Here is a 24,143-nt window from a genome sequence, read left to right as displayed (position 1 = left end):
CGGTCCGTTGCGCGTCGTTGTGCGGGCCGGGGGTGCCCCGTAGGCTGCAGCCCTAAGCGGCCGACACACGCACCGCACCGGGGAGACGCCGCATGGCCGAGGCCAAACAGGACATCGACACATCGACCGGTTTGGACCCTTCCCTGTTTTTCGTGGGGATCGGGTCGTCGGCGGGCGGGCTGGAAGCCGCGTCCTCGCTGGTACAGAACTTGCCGCCCGATGCGAACGCGGTCTACGTGCTGGCGCAGCACATGTCGCCAACGCACAAGAGCCTGCTGACGACGCTGATCTCGCGCGAGACGCCGTTGCCGGTGGTCGAACTGAACGGCACGACGAAGCCCGTGGCCAACACGATCTTCATCACGCCACCGAATTCGGACGTGATCCTCGAAGACGGGATGCTGAAATTGGTGGAGCCGAGCGGGCACAGCGCCTCGCCGAAACCATCGGCAGACCGGCTGTTCAAATCCATGACCGAAGAGGCCGGAGAGCGGACCGTCGGCGTGGTTCTGTCGGGTACCGGCAGCGACGGAAGCTACGGGATCAAAGCGATCCGTGAGGCCGGTGGCATCACCATCGCGCAGGACATCGCGACGGCGAAATACGACGGCATGCCCGCCTCCGCCGCCGAGACCGGGTGTATCGACCTGACGCTGTCGCCCGAGCAAATCGGCCAGCACCTGACCAAGATCCTGGCGCAGCCGCGCGATTTCGATCAGTTGCGCCGCCTCAACGAGCGCCCCAGCAAACTGTCGGATATCTTTCAGATCCTCCTGGCGCGCACTTCCGTCGATTTTCGCGACTACAAGGAGGCCACCGTCACCCGGCGCATCAACCGGCGCATGGCGGCCCTCGATATCAACGATTACGACGATTACATTTCGTTCTGCCGCACCTCGGTGACCGAAGTGGACGCGCTGTTTCGCGACCTGCTGATCTCGGTCACGCGGTTTTTTCGCGACAAGACCCAGTTCGACCAGCTGCGCGGCGAGTTCGAACATATGGTCAAGGACCGCGATGTCGGGCATCTGCGGCTTTGGGTGGCGGGCTGCGCCACCGGCGAGGAGGCCTATTCCATCGCGATCATGCTGGCCGAAGCGCTTGGCGGGCTGGACCAGCTGCGCAAGTCCCGGGTGCAGATCTTTGCCACCGACATCGACGACCGCGCGCTGGAAGTGGCACGGCGCGGGGTCTACCCGATCACGGCGGCCGCGGACATTCCCGATGACCTGCTGGAGACCTATTTCACCATCCATGACGGCCGGATCGAAGTGGTGCCCGAGCTGAAGGCGATCACGCTGTTCTCGCTGCATAACATCTTCCACGATCCGCCATTCCTGAACCTCGATTTCGTGAGCCTTCGCAACGTGTTGATCTATTTCAACACCGCCCTGCAGGGCCGCGTCCTGCACCGGATGCATTACGCGTTGAACCACCATGGGCTGCTGTTTCTGGGCACGTCGGAGACGGTGGGGAACATGGAAACCCTGTTCGAGACCCGCGCGGGCAGCGAAAAGATCTATTCCAAGCGCCGAATGGGCCAAAACTCGGTCCCGGCCTTTGATACGGGCAACACGTCCTTCGGGCGCTGGACGCCGACACCGAGCCTGCCGCGCCCCGGCCAGGCGCCGATCCCGCAGGTCTCGCCCCATGGCACCTTCGATGCGCTGGCCCGCGTTGTGGCGGCCAACGGTTTCATCGTCACGCGCGGTGGCGAGATGGTGCGCATCATCGGCGACATCTCCTCGTTTACGCAGATGACCGAAAATGCGCCGCTGTGGATCGGTGTGCGCAACCTGCGCAGGCCGCTGCGCGACGACATCGCAAGCCTGTACACGACCGCGCTCAAGAGCAAGGCGCGCCGGGCGGGTCGCTGGCAGAGCCTGGAAGGCGAGGAGGCCACCGAAGTGCGCGCCGTGTGCTACCCGCTTCCCAGCACGGATTACGGCGAGGATCACGTTCTGGTCGCGATCGAGACGCGCGCCACGGAGGTGCAGGTCACGAATGTCGAGGACCTCAGCCGCGATGAGCAACGCGACTACATCCGTCAGATGGAGTTTGAGATCAGCCAGACGCGCGAGGCCCTGCAACAAACGGTCGAGGAATTGCAGACCTCCAACGAGGAATTGCAATCCATCAACGAAGAGATGCAATCGACCAACGAAGAGCTTCAGGCCACCAACGAAGAGCTTGAGACCTCCAACGAAGAGCTGCAATCGACCAACGAAGAACTGATCACGGTGAACGAGGAATTGCAGGTCAATTCCGCCGAGCTGCAACGGGTCTCGACCGAGTTGGTCGCCACCTTGGAGGTGGTCCCCTTCCCGGTTCTGGTGATCGATCAGGCGTTGATCGTGCGGCGCGCGTCGCAATCGGCGATGACGCAGTTCAAAATCAACGACCTTCCGCCGACCGGTGTGCACCTGTCGCAATGCGCCCTGCCCGAAAACAGCGCGCAACTGGCGGCGGTGTGCAATGAAGTCTTCCGGTTGCGCGAGGAACAAGTCCTGCAATTTCAGGCTGATGGGATCGACAAGCGCCTGACCGTGACGCCATTTCGCAACCAGACCGACGAAGTGCTCGGAGTGGTGGCAACATTGATCGACGCTTCGGCCCATGATTGACGGGCGCGTTCAAGCGTTGCGGTCCGCAGTGACGGAGGGATAGCGAGACGCGACATCGCGAACGCGTTACCAAGAATTAACGATTCATTAAATCAAATGTTATAATTAGTCTTTTTAATCATGTTTGCCCTGGAGTCCCGTTTGCCCGATCATTCTTTCAAAGACGGGCTTTCCATCACATTGTCCCATGCATCCCGAGATGGCCCTTGGGTTCCCGTGGCGATTGTGATCTCGAAGCCCGAACATCGGCATCGGATCACCTTTTCCAACGAAAAGCCGATGGACGAGGTGTTTTGCTGTGAAATCAGTGACCGTCTGACGCAGGTTCTAGCCGAGTTTCGGGACAGGACAACGAACGGTGTGTTTTCCAATCCCGACGAGGAAATATGGCTACCGGGTCTGTCGCTGCGGCAGCTGCGGGTGCTGTATTCGCATCACGCCGACAAACCGGCGCGCGCGCTGGTGCGGTTCGCGGCGATTGCCGGCAATCCGCACCGCGCGTTGAAAACCGAGGACGGGTTCAGTTATCCGCTCGAGGCGCTGACCAGTCAGGTGTATCGCGATGCGCTGGATTGGGTGCTGCTGCCGGCCGTCAATATTGCAACGCTCAACGAAATGTCGGTGTTCACCGAACCGCAGGACAGCTGCATCGGCGCGTCGCTTGAGACGTTGCGGACCTCCAAGGATCGGCTGCTGTTCCAGGTGGAGCTGGTCAAGCGCGAGTTGAACCGGCTGGAACGGCGATCCTATTCGCAGCAGCTGGAAAACCAACCCTTGCTGGCGGCCGAGCCGGAACAGACGGAGTTTCGGACCCTGCGCGCGCTGCGCAAGCTTGGCGATCAGGGCACGCCGTAACCGCCACCGCCGGGGGTGTGCATGACGAAGGCATCGCCCGGTTCAAGTTCCACCTGATCGTTGCCCTGCAAGCGCTCCACCTGCCCGGTGGCGCGATGGACTTCGTTGATGCCGACCCCGCCCTCGCCGCCGCCCGCCACGCCATGCGGGGCCTCGATGCGGTGCGAGCTGAGCGTCGTGACGGTGGTCGCTTCGTCAAAGCGCAGACGCCGGGTGATGCCTTCGCCGCCACGCCATGTTCCCGCGCCTGCGGAGTCCTGCCGGATGGCAAATTCTTCTACAAGAACCGGGAAGCGGTTTTCCAGAACCTCCGGATCCGTCATGCGGGTGTTGGTCATGTGCGAATGCACGGCGGAGGTGCCGTCAAAGCCGTCCCCCGCCCCGGTACCGCCGCAAATCGTCTCGTAATTCTGGTAACGGTCGTTGCCGTAGACGAAATTGTTCATCGTGCCCTGCGAGCCCGCAATGACGCCAAGTGCGCCATAGAGCGTATCGGCGATGGATTGGCTGACCTCGGTGTTGCCGGAAATGACGGCGGCGGGATAGGCCGGGTTTATCATCGAGCCTTCCGGCACGATCAGGTTGAGCGGCTTCAGGCAGCCCTCGTTCATCGGGATGTCCGAGCCCACCAGCGTGCGGAAGACATAGAGGACCACGGCGCGGCAAATCGCCAGCGGCGCGTTGTAGTTCAGCGCGCTTTGCGGCGAGGTGCCGGTGAAATCAAGCGTCGCCTCGCGCGCCGCTTTGTTGACGGTGATCGCGACCTGGATCTGCGCGCCATCGTCCATCGGGTAGGTGAACGCGCTGTCTTTCAGCACGTCGAGGACACGGCGCACGCTCTCTTCGGCATTATCCTGCACATGGCCCATATAAGCGTGGATCGTGGCGAGGCCGAATTGGCCGGTGATCTTGGTCAACTCGCCGACGCCTGTGGCATTAGCCGCGATTTGTGCGGCGAGATCAGCCATGTTCTCGTCGATGTTGCGACAGGGATAATCACCCGAGGCGAGAAGCGCGCGCGTCTCGGCCTCTTGCAGAACGCCTTGTTTGACCAGTAGGAAATTGTCGATCACAACGCCTTCTTCGGTGATCACACGGCTGTCGGGCGGGGCGGAACCGGGGGTCTTGCCGCCGATATCGGCGTGGTGCCCACGCGAGGCGACGGTGTAGAGGATGTCCTGGCCCGCCGCATCGAAGACGGGGGTGATCACGGTCACATCGGGCAGATGGGTGCCGCCGTTGAACGGGTTGTTCATCATGAACACGTCGCCGGGCCGGATCTTCCCCGCGTTCAAGCGCAATATAGTGCGCACCGATTCCGACATCGAACCGAGATGAACCGGGACGTGCGGCGCATTGGCCACCAGATCGCCGCGTTGATCGAAGATCGCGCACGAGAAATCCAGCCGTTCCTTGATGTTCACGGAATAGGCGGTGTTCTGAAGCGTGGCCCCCATCTGCTCGGCGATGGACATGAAAAGGTTGTTGAACACCTCCAACATGACCGGATCGACCGCCGTACCGATGGCCTCGGCGCGTTCCAGCGGCACCACGCGTTCCAGTAGAAGATTGCCGCCCGCCACGCAGGTCGCGCGCCAGCCGTCTTCGATCATGTTGGTGCCGGTGGGCTCGGTCAGGATCGCGGGGCCATCGACGTGATCGCCAGGCGCCAGCGTGGCGCGATCCACAAGCGGCACATCGCGCAGCGCGCCGCCGGTATGCAAGGGCACATCGACAGGCGCGCGTGCCGCGCCGTCGGGATCGGGCATCGACACGCCTTCGCCGGTTTGGCCGACGGCCTCGGCGACCAGCACATCGAGAAGCAGGTCAGAGGTGTCGGGCTCAAAACCGAAACGTTGTTTGTGAGCCTCAACGAAGGCGGCGGTCATTGCCTGCGCATCGCCAAAGGGCACTTCGAGCGTCTGCTGCGCACCGCGGGGGCGGATGTGGGCGGTGGCGATGATCTCGATCCGGTCAGGCGCCATGCCCTGCCCCGCAACCTCGGCGCGGGCCAGATCGGACAGGGCGGCCATATCGGCGCCTGCATCCTGGGCGATCGGCGCGCCGATCTGGCGTTCCTTCATGGCGCGGATATCGGCCAGCCCCATGCCAAAGGCCGACAAGACGCCAGCGAAGGGATGGATGAAAATCCGTTCCATTCCAAGGGCATCGGCGACAAGGCAGGCGTGTTGCCCCCCGGCCCCGCCGAAGCAATTCATCGTATATTGCGTGACGTCATAACCGCGTTGGACGGAAATTTTCTTGATCGCATTGGCCATGTTCTCGACCGCGATGCGCAAGAACCCCTCGGCCAGATCCTCGACCGATTTATCGCTGCCGATCTCGGCGCGCAGGGCCTCGAACTGCGCGCGCACCACGTCGGCGTCGAGCGGCTCATCGCCATTGGGGCCGAACACGGGCGGGAAATGCGCGGGCTGGAGCTTGCCCAGAAGCACGTTGCAATCGGTCACGGTGAGCGGCCCGCCGCGCCGGTAGGCCGCCGGTCCGGGGTTCGCCCCGGCGCTTTCCGGGCCGACCTGCATCCGCCCATCGCGGTAGCTCAGGATCGAGCCACCGCCCGCCGCAACCGTGTGGATCGACATCATCGGCGCGCGCATGCGCACCCCCGCCACTTCCGTCTCGAACGACCGCTCATATTCGCCCGCATAGTGGCACACATCGGTCGACGTGCCGCCCATGTCGAACCCGATCAGCTTGTCGTGACCCAGCGCCTGCGCCGTGCGGACCATGCCGACCACGCCGCCCGCAGGCCCCGACAGGATCGCATCGCGGCCCTGAAACAGGCTCGCATCGGTCAACCCGCCGTTCGATTGCATGAACATCAATCGCGTATCGCGACCCAACGCGGAGGACACCTGATCCACATAGCGGCGCAGGATCGGCGACAGGTAGGCGTCGACCACGGCCGTATCGCCGCGCCCCACCAGCTTGATCAGTGGCGAGGCCTCATGGCTCAGCGAGATCTGCGTGAAGCCGACCTCTGCCGCGATCTGACCGAGCGTCGTCTCGTGGTCCGGGAAACGGTAGGAATGCATCAGCGCAACGGCGACGGAGCGGTAGCCCGTATCATGGGCCGCCTGCAGCGCGGCGCGGGCGGCGGCGGCATCGAGAGGGGTCTCGATATTTCCCTCCGCATCAAGGCGTTCGGTGACTTCGACGACATCCTCGTAGAGCAATTCCGGCAGCTCGATGTTGAGATCAAACAGGCGCGGGCGGTTCTGGTACCCAATCCGCAGCAAATCACCCAGACCTTGGGTGATCAACAAAAGCGTCCGCTCCCCTTTGCGTTCCAACAACGCGTTGGTGGCGACGGTTGTGCCCATCTTCACGGCGTCAACCGCACCATCCGGGATCGCGTCATCGACCCCCAGACCCAGCAGCGTGCGCACCCCGTGCACGGCGGCATCGCGATACGCCTCGGGGTTCTCCGAAAGCAGTTTGTGCGTGTGCAACGCGCCCGAGGGATCCTTGGCCACGATATCGGTAAAGGTGCCGCCACGGTCGACCCAGAATTGCCAGCTCATTGGATGGTTCCTCTTGGTGTGCGGCCCGGTTGGACCGCATTGGTGTGTTCAAGACAAGGGGCCCGCGCGCTATTGCAGCGCGTTGGGCAGCCACAGGGCGAGTTGCGGGAAGGCGATCAGCGCAAAGGCCATGGCCAGCATCACCAGCGCGAAGGGCGCGGCCCCCAACATGACCTCGTTGATGCTGCCCGAGCGGCGCGCGCCCTGCACGACGTAAAGGTTGAGGCCAACGGGCGGCGTGATCAGCGCCATCTCGATCAGAACGATCATCAGGATGCCGAACCAGATCGCATCATAGCCCTGCGCAAGGACCATGGGCACGATGATCGGGATGGTGACGACCATCAACGACAGCGTCTCGATGAAGAACCCCAACACGATGTAAAGGACGACAACGGCCAGGATGAAGCCGGTGGGGCCGAGGCCCAGACCCTCCATGAAGTCCGTCAATTCACGGCCCAGACCCGCCGAAGACATGGTGAAGTTCAAAAACGACGCGCCGATGATGATCAGCATGATCATGGCCGTGATCTTGACGGTGCCCAGAAGGCTGTCGCGCAGCATGATCCAGTTTATGCCGCCAAACGCGCCCGCAATCGCGAAGGCGCCCAAAACGCCCACCGCCGCCGCCTCGGTCGGGGTGGCCCACCCGCGATAGATCGAGCCCACGATCAGGCCGAACAGGATCAGGATCGGGATCAGGTCAAGAAGCGCGCGCATCATCTGCGGGAACGGGAAAAGGCGCCGTTGCCCGCCAAGATCGGGCCGGATCACACAGATGATCGCGGCCACCGCCATGAAGGTCAGCGCAAGGATAAGGCCCGGGATCAGCCCCGCAAGGAACAGCTGCGGGATCGACGATTGGGTCAGAAACCCAAACACGATCAGGTTGATCGACGGCGGGATCATGATGCCAAGCGTGCCGCCCGCCGCAATCGCACCCGAGAACAGCTTGGGGTCATAGCCCAGTTTTTCCGCCTGCGGCATGGCCACGGTGGCCACCGTCGCGGCGGTCGCCACGCTTGACCCGGAGGTGGCCGAGAACATCGTCGCGGTGGCGACATTGGCGTGGACCAGCCCGCCGGGCAGCCAGCTGACCCAGCGGTCGAGGGCGGCATAGGTGCGGGTGGCCACGCCCGAGCGGACAAGGACCTCGCCCAGAAGCACGAAGAACGGGATCGCGATGAGCGTGGCGGAGTTGGACGAAGACCACACCATATTGCCCAGGCCACGCGTCAGCGGGAAGGTGGAAAAGAACTGATCGACGCCAAACCCCAGCAGAAACAACACGATACCCACGGGGATCGACAGGGCCAGCAGCGCCAGAAGACCGGCGGAGACATAGGTGATCATAGGAATTCATCCTGTTCCGCAAAGACCCCGGCGCGCGCCTCGACCGAGGCGGCCTGGCCTCGCACCAAAAGGCTGAGAATGCACAGCGTCAGCGCGCAGGACACGAAGGCGAACCACACCCAGCCCGCAAACCACGGCACCTGCACCCAGGCCAGTGGCGTGGCCAGCGGCGTGTTGGCGCGGCTGCCGTTGTCGATGGCGCGTTCGACCACCGGCCAGCATTTGATCGCCACCGTCACGACCACGCCCGACAGCACGACCATCGCGAAGACGTCCGATACGGCGCGCATCCCCTGCCCCAGTTTGGCGCGGATCAGGTCGATGCGGATGTGCCCAAGCTCCAAAAGCGCGTAGGCCATGCCCCAACTGGTCGCCAGCGCCATGGCGTAGCCCGCCAATTCCTCCGACCCGCCGAACGACGCGTGGAATTGGCGAAGGATGATGTCGAACACCACGAAACCGGCCATCCCAAGCAGGCCAAGGCCCACCAGCAACGCCACGGCGCGGTTGATCCGGCGCAGGCGGTCGATCAAAACCAATTCCATGATTATGCTTTCTTATCAAGTCTCTAAGGTAGGGTTGCAACCTTGCAACCCTACCTCCATTGCGTCGATCACTCGATGGTCACGCCAACGACTTCACCCACCGAGGCGTTCCAGCGCTCGGCCCAATCGCCGCCCGCGCGCTCGGCCCAATCAGGCAGCACCTGCGTCACAAGAACCTCACGCGCACGCTCGAAATCGGCGTCGGAGACCTCCACCAACGTCATGTCCCGCGCGTCGCCCGCCGTGCACTCGCCATTGCCGGTCAGGCACGCGATATCGTTGACCAACGCATCCTGCGCCGAGGCCCAGGCGGGGTCCTCGAAGCCCGATGCGATCTCGGCCTCGATCGTGGCCTGCGCCTCCGCCGACAGGCCATCCCAACGGTCGGCATTCATCGCGGTCACAACGCTGTCCCAGCCGCCGAGCGGGATCGGCAGAAGATGTGTGGACACTTCCCACCATCCGGCGGAATAGCCCGAGCCCGCACCCGTCACGGCGCAATCCACGACACCGTTCTGCAACGCGCCCGGCACTTCGGAAAAGGACACGTTCACGCCCTCGGCCCCCAAAGCTTCGAGGAAGAGCGCGGTCATTCGGCCCGAGGCGCGGACCTGCAGCCCTTCGAGATCGGCGAGGCTGCTGATCTCGGCATTGCAGAACACGACCTGCGGCGGATAGGGCGCGATGGCGAGAACCTCGGCGTTGAAGCGGTCGCGGAAAATTTCCTCGACCATGGGCCGCGCCGCATTGACCATGGCGCGCGCCTCGTCGGCGGTCAGCGCCAGAAGCGGCACATCGAGGCCTTCCAACTCGGGCGCATCGCCCACGGCATAATCGGCCACCGTCATCGCGACGTCATAAACCCCCTGTCCCAGCAGCGGGTAAATCTCCGACAGGCCCAAACCCATCTGGTTGTGGGTGGTCAGCTCGACATTGAAATCGCCCGCATTGGGAAGCGTTTCGGTCCAGAACGGCGCTTCATACTGGTTGTGCAGCGGCAGCGACGACCAGCTTCCGACGACGTTGAGATCCTCGGCCTGCGCCGCGCCCACAAGGGCGGTTGTGGCCGCGAGGGCGGTGAGTGTCTTTTTCATGGGATATCCTCCTGTTGGATCGTTTATTGGTCTGAAAATATTGTCGTTTCCGCGTCTTCGGCCACGTCCGAGATCAACATATGGCCGGGTGAATGGGTGATGCAGAGCGGCAGCCTCGCCTGAAGAAGCACGTTTTGCGGGGTCACGCCGCAGGCCCAATAGACCGGCACTTCGCCCGCGTTGACCTCCACCGGGTCGCCGTAATCGGGCGCATCAAGCGAGGCGATGCCAAGGGCTGCCGGATCACCCGTCGCAATCGGCGCGCCGTGGGCGTGCGGGAATTTTGCGCTGATGATATGGGCGTCGGCCACGCGGTCGGCAGGGATCGGGCGCATGGTGATGACCATCTCGCCGCCGAAGGGCCCGACCGGTTGCAGCGCGATGTTGGAACGGAACATCGGCACATTGCGCCCCTGTTCAATATGGCGCACCGGGATGCCCGCGCGCATCAGGGCGTTTTCGAAGGTGAACGAGCACCCAAGCGCGACCGTGACCAGATCACCGCTCCAGAGAGCGCGGATGTCGTTGGGCTCATCAACGAGCCTGCCATCGCGAAACACCCGGTATTTGGGCACGTCGGTGCGGATATCGATGTCATGGCCAAGCGTCGGCATCGTCGGATCGCCGGTTTCGCTCACGCCGACGACCGGGCACGGCTTGGGATTGCGCTGACAAAACCGCAGGAAATCCAGCGCGTAGGCTTCGGGCAGAATGGCGAGGTTGCATTGCAGCTTGCCCGGCGCGAGGCCCGCCGTGTGGCCCTGATGCGCGCCGGATCGGATCAGGGAACGGATCTCGGGCGCGGTCCTGCCCTGTCGCTGTGACGGTGGCGTTCTTTGTGTCATGGACGGCTCGGCCATCGCATCCCCCTTTGGTCCAAGCAGAGCGTGGCACGGGCGCGTGCATCTGACCAAATTATCATTTTTGATAGTCAGTGATAGATTTTTTGGATGTCAGGTCGCGTGGGCCGCGTGCCACTGCCCGGCGACGGCCTGCGCCATCTCGGCGGAGGTCTCGATCAGCACACTGCGCGGCTCGGCGAGGTAGGAGGCAGTGAATTCCAGCGGCGAGAGCGGCAGGTCCGGGTCAAATTCGGCAACATCACCGGCGGCGAGAAACGGTGCGGCCAGCACTTTGGGATAGGGCCCCACGGCGATGCCCGCGGCGATCATCCGCAGGCTGGCCGAAAGCGAGGCGGAGGTGAAGACGCGCATCTTCGGCCCGACCAACTGCGCGAGAGCGGAGGTCAATTCGCGATGCGGGCGGGTTTGGCTGGCGTAGGAAATGACCGGAATCCGGGCAAGGTCTACCGGGTCGAGGCCTGCGGCGCGATACCAGTGCAGATCGAAACGCGGCAGGGCGACATTCTTGACCGAAAACGCGCTGACAGGCCCCATCAGAAGCGCCAGATCCAGCCGCCGTTCGACTAGACCATCGCGTAGAGCACCCGAGATATCCACGGTCAGGTCCACATTGACGCTTGGATAAGAGTTTGAGAAGGCTTGTAAAAAGTCGGGCAGCCAGGCCTGGGCGATGGTCTCGGACGCGCCGATGCGAAACAGCCCCTCGACCTGCGCGGCAGAGCCCACGCGATGCTTGATCTCTTCTTCGACGAACAGGATCTGCTCGGCATAGGTCAGCAATTGCTGCCCCTGTTTGGTCAGGATCAGCCGCCCCGGGCCACGGTCGAACAAACTGACCTGCAGCTCGTCTTCAAGGTTGGCGATCCGGGTGGAGACAGCTGGCTGCGATAGATGCAGCCGCTCGGAGGCCTTGCGAAACCCGCCAAGCCGCGCGACCCACAGGAAGGTGCGGATCTGTTCGAATGTCATGCGGGCTCAGTCCTTGATCTTTCGCACCGGGTCCAGCAGGCCCGCGTTGCGCAGCGTCAGGTTCGGATATTCGGGATCGTTGAGGTAGCGGTCGATGGTGAAGCCGCCTTCGAGGGATTCCAGCGCCGTCAGATGCGCCTTGGCATTCTCGAAATCGCCCGATTGCGCGCACAGCGCCACCAATTGACGCCGGGGCGCGATGAAGGTCGGGGCCTTATGGGCGGATTTGTGCGAGGTCTGGCGGGCCTCTTCGAGACGCCCGGCCCCGATGCAAACCAAAGAATGGTATAGGTCCCACAGATGGCTCAATTCGTCATGGGCGGCGGCCACGCGGCAGCTTGACGATATCCGGTAGGCCTGCTCGGCATCGCCCACCGCCGAATGCGCCAGTGCAAGCGTCTGCCGCGCGAAGAGGCTGTTGGCGTTGAGCAACATCGCCGTATTGGCCAGCTCTGCGGCAGGGCGCAGATCATCGTCGAGCATGAACCGGGTCAGCGCGACAAGCGCCACGGCGAGGCTGTTTCCACCCGATTGGCTGAGCGCGTCGGAGGCAAGTTGGTCGACCTCCTCGCGCCATCCCGCCGCATCGCCGTTCACGGCCTCGACCAGCTGCGCCATGCGCACGAAGGCCCGCCAGGCCAGAAACACGCCGTTGTTGTCGACCTCATAGGCGCGTTCGAAATTGGCGTTGGCCTCGGCCAGACCGGTTTCGTTGAGTTGCTTCAATTGACGGCGCGCGAGACTGGAAAACCCCATTGCGGCCGCCTCCGGCCGGGACAGGTCGATGTGACCGACCAGTTTTGCAGGCACCTGCACGGACGCGGCATTGACGATGCGGTGGATCGCGTCCGATTGCAGCAGGTCGGCGGATGTGCCCGTGGCCGACAGGTGGTCGGAAAATAAGACCCGCCCCGATGTACCTTCTTCGATGCGGATGAAGGCGACGGCCTGTCCACCGTCGTGGGCGGTGTCGCAGCGGATTTCGAGATCCGGCGTCAGGCCTGGCGTGGTGCGATCTTCGCTGACGTAGCGCGCGGCGCTGAGGTTCTGTTCGATCCCGCGCGCAACGGTATCGGCCAAGACCCGGCCCACGACATTCTCAGTGACCGAGCCGATATTGGAAACCGCGGAGCGAATCGTCACCCGGCCTTTCATCGGCCGGGCCAAGCGTTTCTGCGGCGCGGGCGTGCTTGGGTCATGGCGGCTGCGCGCCTCGGCCAGCCATTGCTCGAACGCATCGTCGCGGACGTCAAACCCTTCGAGGAACCCCCGCCCCGCTTCGCGCAGGGGGCTACCCGGGCAGAGGTCGGTTTCAATCGCCTGCGGGTCGAGCCAAACATCACCGCGGTCCGAGCCCAAGGCGTCGGCGTAATCCCCGAGGGCGGCGCGGATTTCGCTTAGGCTCTGGCGCATCGATCCGCTGGCCTGATGCGGCGCGCGGTCGCTCCAGAGCATCGCCTCGATCCAGCGCCGCCCGCGCCGCATCGTCTCCGCCTCGGCCAGCAGCGCAAGAATGGCCTTCGCCTTCTTGCCCTTGGGCGTCAGATCACGCAGCGCTCCGGAGGCAGCCGGGTCTGCGCCGTGCCCCGCGCCGTGCTCCGCGTCGTGCTCCGCGCCGTGCAACGACACCGAGAAGGTTCCAAAGAACCGGATTTTCAGCCGTCTTTCCAACGCTTGTCCCAAACCGTCCCGTACTCCCGCCCCCATGGAAGCGGAAACGCGCCGCAATCGCAAATTTTTCGTGAAAAAAACTTTAACGCTTGGCGGGAGCTGCCCAATTCATTGACGCTTTGAGGCCGCGGCAAGCATGTTTCCGTTAACGTAAGTTAATGATGCGGTAGGGGGTATCATGGCGACATATGCAGGACGCGCAGGGCGAGCCGGGCGCGCAGGACGCGCGGGCAGAGCAGGACGTGCCGGGCGCGCGGGCCGGGCGGGTCGCGCCGGTCGCGCGGGTCGTGAGGACAGTGGCGAGGCCGATGGCCTGATGGCTTCGGCATTGCTGAGCCACCGCGAAGGCATTGCACCCTATTGGACCGGCGATGTCGATCCAGGCACGACACCTGCCAATCTTCTCGCCGGTCGCACCGCCGGAGAAAAGCTGGAATACCTCTCCGATATCCCGCGTGAAGTGGTCATCGACGATCAGCTTTTCGCGCGCTTTTCCGTCACCGGCAGTGACCTCAACTCCACGTTGATCGCGGGCAATGATCCGCTCGTGACGTTGAACCGGCCCGACAACGCCTATTTCGCGACCACGCAGCTTCCGATGGTGCGCGATGCGGCGGATCTGCGCGCCGACAGGATCGACGAAATCCTGATGCAGACCGAAGACATCACATCGTTTTTCGGGGCGGTTCTGTTGCTCGACTGGTCGCGCAGCGATTGGGTGTTCGAGCTGACCGAAGCGGTCGTGCGGCTGTGTGGCTACATCGAATTTCCGTTCAAGTTCGTGTTTGACGTGCCGCGCCCGTCGCTCATGTCGTCGAAGGTCATGCCGGTCATCGACACGCCGACGCATGGGGCCTGGCCCTCGGGGCATGCGACGGAATCCTTCGCGCTGGCCACAATTCTGGCGGGCTTGGTGGACCGCAAGGCGGGCAACACCGGGCGGTTCGACATGAACGATGCGACGCGCGATGTGAATGGATCGGCGCGGATGCTGATGCGCACGGCGATGCGGATTTCCGACAACCGCACCGTTGCGGGCGTACATTACCCACACGACAGCATTTGCGGTCTGGTCTTGGGTGTCACGCTTGGCGAGGCGCTGGTAAATTGGATGTCGGGCGAGGTCAGCACGGCGAAGCGGACGCTGGACCTGCCGGGGCCCGCGAACCCGATCCATGATCTGAACGAGGATTCAGTGCGCCAGCTTCTGGGCGATGCACACCCCAACGCGGCCCCGCCGCCGGATGTGGCACCGCTCAACACACCGGTGAACGATATCAGCGCCTATCTTTGGCAAAAGGCGCTGGGGCAGATGCCGCATCGGTAGAACGAATGCCGGCGTCGCGGATCAGGGGCGCCGACGGATCGCGGGCGTGTCGGTTATGGTGCGTTGCCCAAGGCGCGGACCCGCCGCCGGATGGGTGATATCGGGCAGGACCTGCCCGCCACGCAACCGCTCCACCAGATCGCGCGCGGCCGTGGCGCAGGCCGTGCTGCTGCCTGAAAGACGCGCATTGCCCGCCGAGCTTAGCCCCGCTGCCGCAATCCCGGGTGCGCCGCGCGCGCGTTCGCTGATCGCGCTGAGGTCGGGGGCTCTGCCGGACCAATCGGCGCCTTCGGCCCCGTAATAGTCCGCCGGTTCAACCACCAGCTGCGCCGCGGCCCGGCGCACCAGAGCGCCGCCAACGGAATAGGCGCGCCGATGCGGGATCGTGGACAGCGCCGAGTTGGTGCCGCGCCGGGTGACGCGCCCTGCCCCCTCGTCGATGCCGTCGAACGCCCGGCTCACCGGATCCCAGATCCGGGTCTCAGCGCCCTCAAGACGGGCCTGCCGTGCGCCGGTGTTACGGTCTGACGGATCGTCATCGCGCTGCACCTGCGCCGTCACATCCATCGCCTGCGTGTCGCAATTTTCCAGCGCGATCCGCCATTGGCCGCTTGCGCAGGTCAGATCGGTATCGGCGCGGAGCCCAACGGTTGGCGCCATTGCCAGAAGCAGCATCGCAGGCTCCACCTGCCCGGGGAAAAGCGGGCGCGGCGGGACGTGATAGAGCCGCCCGACCAGACGCCCGCGATCATCCTTCAGGTCGGCCTGCTGCCCGGGCGCCAGTTGGTGGACCGGGGTCTGCAGGCCCCCGCGCGGCGGGGTGATCGTGATCCGGGCTTGCGCGAGATCCTGCACCGGGCTTTGGTCGGTGAGCCGCATTTCAAGGAAGGACGGCGTGCGATCATCGGGGTGAAGGCGGAGATTGAAGCCTTTCGCCGTCAAAGGATCAACATTGCTGCGCGCGATGACATTGTCGGAATAGCCATTGCCGTAAGGCAGTGTGAGGTGAACGTTGACGCGCAGCGTCACCTCGGCCAGCGTCATAATCCGCGCGATCGCCTGTTCGATGAACGACCGCCCGTTCTTGGGCCCGGCAGTGTAGCCAAGGCTCATGTTCACCACCAGATCGACCGGCACACCGCGCCCGGCCAGAAACGCCGTTTCCACGATCAACCAGTGCAGCCCGATCAGAATGTCGAAGTTGAGCAGTGTGCCGGACGTATCATCAAAGCTTGCAGGGGCGACCTGCACCGCGAGGATCGGGATATCGGCCAGCGCACCGCCAGGATCGGCACCGGCGGCGAGGTCGAGCATATGCGCCCCGTGGCTTTCCGCGCGCGCCAGGCTGTGCCGCGTGCGCGGCGGGTAAAGCGCGTCGGTGGTTTCGCGATAGGCGTCGTAGTCCGAACGGGCGACCGGACGGGTCAACTCGGCGTTGATCTGCGCCTGCGTTTGCACCGGATTTGCGCCGGGCTGTGCCCCGAGCCAAAGGAGTTTTTCGAGGCGGCTGCGGGTGGGCGTGCGCCGCGTGCGCCCGTGCAATGCACCGATGCCGTCGTCGATGATCCCGAAAACAAGCGCGGGCGGCACCGAGGCATCGCGCCGCTTGACCCGATTGATCTGCGGCAGGCTGTCGGCATCAATCACGGTGCCGATGGCGAGAATGTCGAAGCGGAGACGGCGTTTCCTGTCCTTGGTCGCGGTGGTGGCCGCGTCCTTGCCGTGTCCGTTGCCGCCGCCCTTGGCCTTGCCGCTGAACCGCTTGCGCCGGTCCAGCCTGCGGTAGGCGATGATTTCAACGGGCTCGTTCGGGGCGTCGAGAAGGTCGTGGAACTGCCGTTCGATCCGGGGAACGTGGAAGCCTTTGTCGCGCCCCAGCGCCTTGGCGCGTTTGAAAAAATCTTTGGCCTCCCGCGGGTTGGCAGGGGTTCCGTCAGCGCCCAGGATACGGATGAAGAGCGGCTCCCAACAGAGCGACAGATCGACCGCCGCCGCATCTGTCAGCCCCGCCAGTTCCAACGCCCAATCGTTGTAGCCGTTCCATGCGTCCGTCGTGCCCATGATACCCCCCGATCCGCTGTGCGCCGTTGCCCCTCACTGTGCCGTCACCTCGCGCCAGCGATCAACGCCTCAGATTGCGCAGGATGGATATTCACGGAACTCTAACACTAAGGCGTCCGGCCTTCACCTTGAAGGCCGGGCGCGCGCGACGCGCATATACCGCACGGCGCTCGATCAAAAACTGTGGGTCAGGTGTTTGGCCGAACGCTTTGGACCGTCCAAACGCAGATCGGGGACCGCCTCACTCAAAGCGATCCCCGACCCAAAAGGGTTTCGTTATGAAAAAGCGACGGGTCTGTGCCTCGGAAGTAAGTGGCCCGGAAATGGACCTGAGGGAGAGGGAAGCGGCAGAACTCCAAATTTAGTCAACACCGGGCAAGTGAAAGGGGTCCGGCGACACGCTCACCATGGCACGGGCGCGTGAACCAACCGCAAGCTGTGCGTGAAAGCTGCGTGAAATCGCACAATCGTTTCGGAAAATTTAACCGTTAAGGTCCTGCAAGAGGCGGCCATGTTTGCGGGTCTCGGCCAAAAGCTGGCCAAATGTGGCGATACCCATGCCCTCCAGCATCGGCAGAAGACAGACCAGAACCTCCGCCGTGGCCCGTGCATCGCCAAGGGCCGTGTGGCGGCGATGCTCGGCGATGGTGATGCCGAGCCGGTCGCAAAGCGCGTCCAGCGAATGCTGCGCGCTGGTGCCGAAGACGACGGCGGACAGCAGCACGGTATCCAGCACCGGATGCGTCCAGGTCACGCCCATGCGGCCTTCATCCTTGCGCAACAGACCGATATCGAACGGCGCATTATGCGCAACCAGAACCGCATCGCGCGAAAACGCATGCAAGGTGCGCCCGGCCACCGCGATATCGGGCGCGTCGATCACATCCTCATCGGTGATGTGATGGATGCGGGTCGAAGCAGGCGGGATCGGACGACCGGGATCGACGTATTGATCGATGACTTCCCCCTCGACGATGCGCCCGCGCAGAACCCTTACCGCACCGATCTGGATCACCGCGTCGTCCTGCACGGAGAGGCCGGTGGTTTCGGTGTCGAAGGCCACAAATGACAGCTGCGCCAAGGGCGTATCGGCCAGATCGCCCGCGTCTTCCTGCGCCAGCAGATCGAAATCATAGACGAGCGGGCGCGGTGAAATTGCGGGGTCGGCCTCCGACAGGTCGGGCGGGTCGATCAGGACCATATGCCCGCCATCCCGCAACGCCTTGAGCCGCCCGTGAAACACATGCGCGCCCTCGGGATCGGTGAGCCGGAGGGGCACATCGCCGTCGGCGTCCACAAGCGCGCCCATTGCGGCGGTGATCGGATCGGGGTCGAAATAATCTGTCAGGCGCGCCTTCAGGCGCGGCGGCGCAATGCGGGCAAGAGCCGTCGCGGCCTGACTGTCGTATAATACGATCTCGCCGCTGGCATTGAGCAGGATGGTGGCAATCGGGATTTCGCTGAGGATCGCGGTCAGACGCTCGGCCTCGCCCTGCAGGCGCTGGGTCTCGGAGGCGACGCGGGCCTCGGTGTCGCTTTGCACGTCACCGACCCGTTGCGTGAGCGCCTGCGCCGCCGGGGCCAGATCGCCGAGATAGCGCGCCTCGCTCGGGTCGACGCCCGCCCCGCCACCCGAATGGGCGCGCAGGCGCAACTGCGCGGACATGTTCAGGATCGGCTTGGCGACGTTTTCATCAAACAGCAGCCAAATGCCGAGGATCACACCGGTGTTGACGAAGGCAAAGATCACAACCGCCGTCAGCCCCGCAGCCGGGCGCCCGGCCGCAAACCACACCGCCCCAACCGCCACCGCGATCCCGCCGACCGCCAGAAGGCAGAAGAACAGGAAAATGCGCAGGCGCAGGGACAGAAGGTTGAGCATCTCAGGTCTCGCACACCAACGTCAGGATCGGATCATCGGCGGGCATCGCCTCCCATTGCGCATCGGTCACGGAGCCATCGACCCCAAAAGCCGCCCCGTCGATCAGGATCGCCGAGCGCGCACCCGCGCAATCAATCAACATCGGCGCACGATCCACCGGCGACCAGCGCCCGAAGAAATAAAGGTTCGCCAAACGTTGATCCGGCACCGCTTCATTCGTGCGCGCGGTGCCGGTGTCGACCGCGACGAAGCGTTCCACATAGGGAAACGCGCGAGTCCAGGGCCGGAACCAGGAGCTGTTTTCGACGGTCATGGCAATCTCGATGCCGTCGGGCAATTCGGCGGCCGTGCGGTTGAACCAAGTGTATTCGTTGGACACCGTCATCGCGAGCATGCCGAGGCCCGCCGCCACCGGCGTTAACCATTTCGGCAGGCGGCTTCCCGTTATGCGGTTCAGCAGCATCGCGACCCCGGCACAGGCGATCCCGGCAAAAACGGTTGCGATCAATTCGATGAACATCAGGACAACGCTCCCTTTCCCGATCCGGCGGCCGATTGCATGGTCTTTACCACAACAAAAGCATCCCGCAGATGGCTCCGTTCAAAATCCGACAGCGTGGCGGGGTCAAGGTAGTTGTCCGGCGCGTCGCCCGCCTTGATCTGCGTCGCCTGATCCTCAAGGCGCATGGTCGCGATCAGGTCATAGGCATCCAGAAGGTCCGCGCCGCCCGAGGGCGACAGGACACCCGTCTCGATCGCGGCCTCAAGTCTTGCGCGGGTGTTGACGCCCGTCAACTGCCCTTGCAGCGCATAGATCCGGCCCAGATCGGTGATCGGCACGACGCCGTTGTGCTTCATGTCGAGTCGGTTGCGATGCTCGCCCGCGCGGATCGTGGCCAGACCGCGCAAGAGCCCAAGCGGTGGGTTATGCTTCAGCGAATTGGACACCATGTGGGCCACGAAAATCGAATTGGCCGATGCGGCTTTGAGGACATCCTGCTGCAAGCCATCGAAAAGCGTCGCATCGCCGCCGATGGGCCGCAGGTCGAACATGACGGAGGCAAGCATCTGCGCCTCGGGGTTCGGTTTCGCGATCCAGCCGGTGAAATAACTGCGCCACGTGGCAAGCGGCTGCCGCCACCGCGGATTGGTCGCCATCATGTCGCCGGGGCAATAGACGTAGCCGATGGTGTTGAGCCCGTCGCATACAAACCTGGCCAGCGCCTCGAAATAGGGCATGTCGGCCTCGGTCATGTCGTCGGACAGGATCAGGCAATTGTCCTGATCCGAGACGCCGGTTTGTTCCTGTCGCCCCTGACTGCCGCAGGCGAGCCAGAGGTAGGGTACGGGCGGCGGTCCAAGGTCGGCCTCGGCCAGCGTCAGCAGACGGCGCGTGGCGGTATCGGCGATATCGGTGATCAGGCGCGTGACGACCTCGTGCCGGCTGCCACTGCTGATCAATTGCACCAGAAGCTGCGGGATCTCGGCGGTGGCGCGCGCCATTTGCGGGGCGTCGTCCGCCTTGGCAACGCGGCCCACCAGATCGGCCGATGTCATCGCCTGCGCGCGCGTCAGGTCGGTTTGGGTGACGATGCCGACCAGCGCCGCGTTTTCCGTGATCGGCACATGGCCGATGCCACGCTCGACCATCAGGTGCAGCACATCGGTGACCAGCGCCTTGGGCCCAAGCGTCAGCGGCGTTTGCGTCATGATACCGGAGATCGGGCCCATTGGGTCGCGCCCGCCCACGATGACCTTGCCGTTGAGATCACGCAGGGTGGCGATGCCGTGGAAGCGTCCGTCCTGTGCGATGCAGATCGAGGAGATCCCACGCTCCTGCATCAGGGTGGCGGCGTCGCGGATTGTGGCGTCCGGCGTACAGGTCACCGGATCGCGGGTCATCAACTCGGCCACCGGAAGGCTGGCCAGATCACGCGCCCTGCCCTGTGTGCCGCCGGTGCGCCCGGTGCGGTCAAAGAATTTGGCCACGCCGTGATGCTCGGCGATCAGGTGCAACAACACGCCTGCGGGGATGCGGATCGCGGTGACGGCGGAGAGCGCCGTGGCACTGCGGCTGGCGCGTTCATTGCGCAGGATCGCGCGCTCGCCGAAGGAATTGCGGGGCCCCAGAAGCGACAGCGGCGCGTCTTGCTCATCACGCACGTCGACCTCTCCGGCCACCAGAAGGTAGAGAAACTGGATTGTATCGCCCAGGGAAAAGAACCGCTCGCCCGCGGCGACATCAACCACGCTGCATCCCGCAGCCAGCTCCGCCAGATCGCCCTCGGGCAAACCGTCATAGGGATGAACGGAGGCAAGAAAGCGGGTCAGGTCGTCCGAAAGAGGCATGGCATGTCCTGAGAAAAGGGCGCCTGCCCACCCCGAGAGGCGGACAGGCTTTGGTCGTTTGAACCGCGCAATCCCGGTCTCCTCCGGTCGAGATGCCCCGTCTGGAGGGCTGATTGCGCGATGCCGGGTCGGGCCCCGCCACACGTAAACCGTGCGGCGGGGCCCCGGTCGTTTTAGTGATCGGAGGCAGCGCCGGCACCACGCGGGATGCGCACGCTTTCCACCAGATCCTTGATGTGCTGCGGCGTTTCCTTCGTCATGCCGGAGACCACATAGGCCACCGCGAAGTTGACCGCAGCCCCGATGGCGCCGAACGAGGTCGACTTGATCGGGCCCAGAAGCGGGTCAGCATCGGTGAAGGAATTGGTGTCCGGAATGAACAGCCAGCCCTTGTGCAGGAAGATGTAGACCAGCGTCACCACCAGACCTGCCAGCATACCCGCAACCGCACCGGAATTGTTGATGCGCTTGGAGAAGATGCCCATCATCAAAGCCGGGAAGATCGAGGCTGCCGCAAGGCCAAAGGCCAAAGCCACGGTTTGCGCCGCGAAGCCCGGTGGGTTGAGGCCCAGAAGGACCGCCACCACGATCGCCGCCGCCATCGAGATCCGCGCTGCCAAAAGCTCGGACCGCTCGGACATGTTCGGCGTCAACTGCCCCTTCAGAAGGTCGTGGGAGACCGCCGAAGAGATCGCCAGCAGAAGACCCGCCGCCGTAGACAGAGCCGCCGCAAGGCCGCCCGCCGCCACAAGGCCGATCACCCAGCCCGGAAGGTTGGCGATTTCCGGGTTGGCCAGAACCAGGATGTCACGGTTGAAGTTGGTCAGCTCATTGCCTTCCCAACCCGCGGCCGCGGCGCGTTCCTGAAGATCGGGGTTCGCATCGTTGTAGTACTGGATGCGTCCGTCGCCGTTGCGGTCTTCCCAACCCAGAAGGCCCGTGGCCGCCCAGGTGCCCATCCAGGCATATTCGGGATCGTTTTCGATCATCTCGACGCTGACAGCTTCGCCATCGGTGCCATTGGGCCACATCATGTCCGAGATGTTCAGACGCGCCATCGCACCCACAGCCGGAGCCGTCAGGTAAAGCAGAGCAATGAACACCAGCGTCCAACCGGCCGACCAGCGGGCGTCAGACACCTTGGGGACCGTAAAGAAGCGCATGATGACGTGGGGCAGACCGGCGGTGCCGATCATCAGGGACAGGGTGAAGAGCACCATGTTGATGGTCGAGCCATGGGCGGCGGTGTATTCATTGAAGCCAAGATCGGTCACGATCAGGTCCAGCGTCGCCAGAAGCGGTTCACCGTCAGAGGTATTACCGAACAGGCCAAGCGCCGGGATCGGATTGCCCGTCAGCTGCAGCGAGATGAACACAGCCGGGATCGTGTAGGCGGTGATCAGCACGCAATACTGCGCAACCTGCGTATAGGTCACACCCTTCATGCCGCCGAAAACGGCGTAGGCGAAAACCACACAGGAGCCGATGAGCAGACCCCAGAAGGCGTCGATCTCAAGGAAGCGACCGAAGGCAATCCCAACCCCCTGCATCTGGCCGATCACATAGGTGATAGAGGCCACCAGCAGGCAGATCACGGCAACCATGCGCGCGGTCTTGGAATAGAAACGATCACCGATGAATTCCGACACGGTAAACTTGCCGAACTTGCGCAGGTACGGCGCCAGCAGCAGCGCCAGAAGCACGTAGCCGCCCGTCCAGCCCATCAGGAACGAAGAGTTGTCGTAGCCGGTGAAAGCGATAAGGCCCGCCATCGAGATGAACGAGGCCGCAGACATCCAGTCCGCCGCCGTGGCCATACCGTTGGTGACCGGGTGAACGCCGCGACCGGCGGCGTAGAACTCAGATGTGGAACCCGCCCGGGCCCAGATCGCGATGCCGATGTAGAGCGCGAAGGACGCGCCCACAAACAGCAGGTTTAGGGTAAACTGGTCCATGGGGGGTTACTCCTCATCCACGCCGTATTGCTTGTCGAGCCGGTTCATCCGCCAGGCATAGAAGAAGATCAGCGCCAAAAAGCACAGGATCGAGCCTTGCTGCGCGAACCAAAAGCCCAGATCGGTGCCGCCGACGGCGATGCCCGACAACAGGGGTCGCAGCACGATGCCGAAGCCAAAGGACACGACGGCCCAGATCACCAGGCACACGGTGATGATGCGGATGTTGGTCTTCCAGTAGACCGAGTCGTCCCCGGTGGCTGCTGAAGCCTCGTTTGGATTGTCGACCATGACTGTCCTCCTCTTTGTCGTGTTTGGTCGTTTCAAAAAATCGTCGTCCGGCCGCGCAGAGATGCGGGGCCGCGCGATCAGGCGGCCTCTACGATCCGGCTGATCTCGGTTTCGATACTGTCGATATCGCCCATGGCATCGACGCGTTTGAGGGTGCCGCGCGCGCCGTAATAGGCAACCAGCGGCGCGGTCTGTTCGGCGTAGGCCTTGAGCCGCGACAAGGCTGTTTCGGGATTGTCATCGGCCCGGCGCGTCATGTTGCGCGAGCCGCAGCCATCGCAGACGCCCGTGATCGCGGTGGGTTTGAAGTCGTCATGATACCCCTCGCCGCAGCAGCCGCAGGTGAACCGCCCCGCAACGCGCCTGACCATGGCCACATCGTCGACCTCAAGCGAGATCACGGCGCGGATGCCCTGCCCCTTCTCGGCCAGCATGGCGTCAAGCGCTTCGGCCTGCGCGGTGGTGCGCGGAAACCCGTCGAGCACAACGCCCTTGGCGCAATCGCCCTCGGCCAGCCGGTCGGTCAGGATCTCCAGCACGATCTCGTCGCTGACCAGCCCGCCAGCCTTCATCACGGCATCAGCGGATTGGCCCGCTTCGGTGCCCGCGGCCACGGCAGCGCGCAGAAGATCGCCCGTCGACAGCTGGATCGCGCCGAAACGTTCCTCCAGCTTGCGCGCCTGCGTGCCCTTGCCCGCGCCCGGCGGCCCAAGAAGGATCAGGATCGGCGTGGTGCCTGGTGTGGTTGCTCCATCCATG

17 protein-coding genes are annotated in these 24,143 nt (G+C 63.9%); 3 read left to right on the top strand and 14 right to left on the bottom strand.

Annotation, left to right across the window (positions count from 1 at the left end):
* Window positions 1-92: 92 nt before the first annotated feature.
* Together V8J83_RS02430 and V8J83_RS02425 are read left to right on the top strand one after the other, a co-directional pair.
* Entirely contained in the window at window positions 93-2,624 is a 2,532-nt protein-coding gene (locus V8J83_RS02430; RefSeq protein WP_339983138.1) for a chemotaxis protein CheB, read from the top strand.
* Between the two features lie 216 nt (window positions 2,625-2,840).
* Window positions 2,841-3,479 carry a hypothetical protein gene (locus V8J83_RS02425; RefSeq protein ID WP_339983136.1) on the top strand — a complete coding sequence of 213 codons (639 nt, stop codon included), beginning with the start codon at window positions 2,841-2,843 and terminating at the stop codon, window positions 3,477-3,479.
* On the opposite strand, the gene V8J83_RS02420 is transcribed toward V8J83_RS02425, so the two are convergent.
* The 7 genes from V8J83_RS02420 to V8J83_RS02390 form a co-directional block, all read right to left on the bottom strand.
* Complete coding sequence (locus tag V8J83_RS02420; protein WP_339983134.1) at window positions 3,464-7,024, bottom strand: hydantoinase B/oxoprolinase family protein; 3,561 nt, start codon at window positions 7,022-7,024, stop codon at window positions 3,464-3,466. The two genes, V8J83_RS02425 and V8J83_RS02420, sit on opposite strands and share 16 nt — an antisense overlap.
* 69 nt (window positions 7,025-7,093) lie before the next feature.
* On the bottom strand, window positions 7,094-8,377 hold the full coding sequence (locus tag V8J83_RS02415) for a TRAP transporter large permease (protein WP_339983130.1): 1,284 nt from the start codon (window positions 8,375-8,377) through the stop codon (window positions 7,094-7,096).
* Window positions 8,374-8,922 (bottom strand): TRAP transporter small permease subunit, encoded by a 549-nt coding sequence (locus V8J83_RS02410; protein ID WP_339983127.1) that lies wholly within the window; start codon window positions 8,920-8,922, stop codon window positions 8,374-8,376. Before V8J83_RS02410 ends, V8J83_RS02415 begins: the two co-directional genes overlap by 4 nt.
* A gap of 68 nt (window positions 8,923-8,990) precedes the next feature.
* The gene (locus V8J83_RS02405) at window positions 8,991-10,016 is read right to left on the bottom strand and encodes a TRAP transporter substrate-binding protein (protein ID WP_339983124.1); all 1,026 of its coding nucleotides are present in this window, start codon (window positions 10,014-10,016) and stop codon (window positions 8,991-8,993) included.
* Between the two features lie 23 nt (window positions 10,017-10,039).
* On the bottom strand, window positions 10,040-10,861 hold the full coding sequence (locus tag V8J83_RS02400) for a putative hydro-lyase (protein WP_339983122.1): 822 nt from the start codon (window positions 10,859-10,861) through the stop codon (window positions 10,040-10,042).
* A gap of 108 nt (window positions 10,862-10,969) precedes the next feature.
* Complete coding sequence (locus tag V8J83_RS02395) at window positions 10,970-11,848, bottom strand: LysR family transcriptional regulator (RefSeq protein ID WP_339983120.1); 879 nt, start codon at window positions 11,846-11,848, stop codon at window positions 10,970-10,972.
* A gap of 6 nt (window positions 11,849-11,854) precedes the next feature.
* Window positions 11,855-13,555, bottom strand: a complete 1,701-nt coding sequence (locus V8J83_RS02390) for a hypothetical protein (protein ID WP_339983117.1) — start codon at window positions 13,553-13,555, stop codon at window positions 11,855-11,857.
* 142 nt (window positions 13,556-13,697) lie between these two features.
* Here V8J83_RS02390 and V8J83_RS02385 point away from each other — a divergent pair, with 142 nt between their 5' ends.
* Window positions 13,698-14,846 carry a phosphatase PAP2 family protein gene (locus tag V8J83_RS02385; RefSeq protein ID WP_339983114.1) on the top strand — a complete coding sequence of 383 codons (1,149 nt, stop codon included), beginning with the start codon at window positions 13,698-13,700 and terminating at the stop codon, window positions 14,844-14,846.
* Between the two features lie 21 nt (window positions 14,847-14,867).
* Here V8J83_RS02385 and V8J83_RS02380 read toward each other — a convergent pair whose 3' ends face one another.
* The 7 genes from V8J83_RS02380 to V8J83_RS02350 all read right to left on the bottom strand — a co-directional run bounded on the left by V8J83_RS02380 (window position 14,868) and on the right by V8J83_RS02350 (window position 24,142).
* Window positions 14,868-16,907 carry a hypothetical protein gene (locus tag V8J83_RS02380; RefSeq protein WP_339983110.1) on the bottom strand — a complete coding sequence of 680 codons (2,040 nt, stop codon included), beginning with the start codon at window positions 16,905-16,907 and terminating at the stop codon, window positions 14,868-14,870.
* Between the two features lie 481 nt (window positions 16,908-17,388).
* Window positions 17,389-18,789, bottom strand: coding sequence for a 3'-5' exonuclease (locus tag V8J83_RS02375; RefSeq protein WP_339983107.1), 1,401 nt, complete (start codon window positions 18,787-18,789; stop codon window positions 17,389-17,391).
* Window position 18,790: 1 nt separating this feature from the next.
* A complete protein-coding gene (locus V8J83_RS02370) occupies window positions 18,791-19,309 on the bottom strand; it encodes a hypothetical protein (protein WP_339983104.1) in 519 nt (172 codons plus the stop codon).
* Window positions 19,309-21,138 carry a DUF294 nucleotidyltransferase-like domain-containing protein gene (locus V8J83_RS02365; RefSeq protein WP_339983102.1) on the bottom strand — a complete coding sequence of 610 codons (1,830 nt, stop codon included), beginning with the start codon at window positions 21,136-21,138 and terminating at the stop codon, window positions 19,309-19,311. The genes V8J83_RS02370 and V8J83_RS02365 overlap by 1 nt, the downstream gene beginning before the upstream one ends.
* Window positions 21,139-21,311: 173 nt before the next feature.
* A complete protein-coding gene (locus tag V8J83_RS02360; RefSeq protein WP_339983100.1) occupies window positions 21,312-23,093 on the bottom strand; it encodes a sodium:solute symporter family protein in 1,782 nt (593 codons plus the stop codon).
* Window positions 23,094-23,099: 6 nt separating this feature from the next.
* Window positions 23,100-23,384, bottom strand: a complete 285-nt coding sequence (locus V8J83_RS02355; RefSeq protein WP_339983094.1) for a DUF4212 domain-containing protein — start codon at window positions 23,382-23,384, stop codon at window positions 23,100-23,102.
* A 77-nt stretch (window positions 23,385-23,461) separates the two neighbouring features.
* Entirely contained in the window at window positions 23,462-24,142 is a 681-nt protein-coding gene (locus V8J83_RS02350; protein WP_339983091.1) for an adenylate kinase, read from the bottom strand.
* Window position 24,143: the final 1 nt, after the last annotated feature.

Source organism: Gymnodinialimonas ulvae, assembly GCF_037543845.1.
GTDB lineage: Bacteria > Pseudomonadota > Alphaproteobacteria > Rhodobacterales > Rhodobacteraceae > Gymnodinialimonas > Gymnodinialimonas ulvae.
This window is presented reverse-complemented; position numbering and strand designations above follow the sequence as displayed.

Coding starts and splice junctions, on each gene's coding strand:
- V8J83_RS02430 (WP_339983138.1), top strand. CDS start 93: ATGGCCGAGGCCAAACAGGACATCGACACATCGACCGGTTTGGACCCT.
- V8J83_RS02420 (WP_339983134.1), bottom strand. CDS start 7,024: ATGAGCTGGCAATTCTGGGTCGACCGTGGCGGCACCTTTACCGATATC.
- V8J83_RS02415 (WP_339983130.1), bottom strand. CDS start 8,377: ATGATCACCTATGTCTCCGCCGGTCTTCTGGCGCTGCTGGCCCTGTCG.
- V8J83_RS02410 (WP_339983127.1), bottom strand. CDS start 8,922: ATGGAATTGGTTTTGATCGACCGCCTGCGCCGGATCAACCGCGCCGTG.
- V8J83_RS02405 (WP_339983124.1), bottom strand. CDS start 10,016: ATGAAAAAGACACTCACCGCCCTCGCGGCCACAACCGCCCTTGTGGGC.
- V8J83_RS02400 (WP_339983122.1), bottom strand. CDS start 10,861: ATGACACAAAGAACGCCACCGTCACAGCGACAGGGCAGGACCGCGCCC.
- V8J83_RS02395 (WP_339983120.1), bottom strand. CDS start 11,848: ATGACATTCGAACAGATCCGCACCTTCCTGTGGGTCGCGCGGCTTGGC.
- V8J83_RS02390 (WP_339983117.1), bottom strand. CDS start 13,555: ATGGGGGCGGGAGTACGGGACGGTTTGGGACAAGCGTTGGAAAGACGG.
- V8J83_RS02385 (WP_339983114.1), top strand. CDS start 13,698: ATGGCGACATATGCAGGACGCGCAGGGCGAGCCGGGCGCGCAGGACGC.
- V8J83_RS02380 (WP_339983110.1), bottom strand. CDS start 16,907: ATGGGCACGACGGACGCATGGAACGGCTACAACGATTGGGCGTTGGAA.
- V8J83_RS02375 (WP_339983107.1), bottom strand. CDS start 18,789: ATGCTCAACCTTCTGTCCCTGCGCCTGCGCATTTTCCTGTTCTTCTGC.
- V8J83_RS02370 (WP_339983104.1), bottom strand. CDS start 19,309: ATGTTCATCGAATTGATCGCAACCGTTTTTGCCGGGATCGCCTGTGCC.
- V8J83_RS02365 (WP_339983102.1), bottom strand. CDS start 21,138: ATGCCTCTTTCGGACGACCTGACCCGCTTTCTTGCCTCCGTTCATCCC.
- V8J83_RS02360 (WP_339983100.1), bottom strand. CDS start 23,093: ATGGACCAGTTTACCCTAAACCTGCTGTTTGTGGGCGCGTCCTTCGCG.
- V8J83_RS02355 (WP_339983094.1), bottom strand. CDS start 23,384: ATGGTCGACAATCCAAACGAGGCTTCAGCAGCCACCGGGGACGACTCG.
- V8J83_RS02350 (WP_339983091.1), bottom strand. CDS start 24,142: ATGGATGGAGCAACCACACCAGGCACCACGCCGATCCTGATCCTTCTT.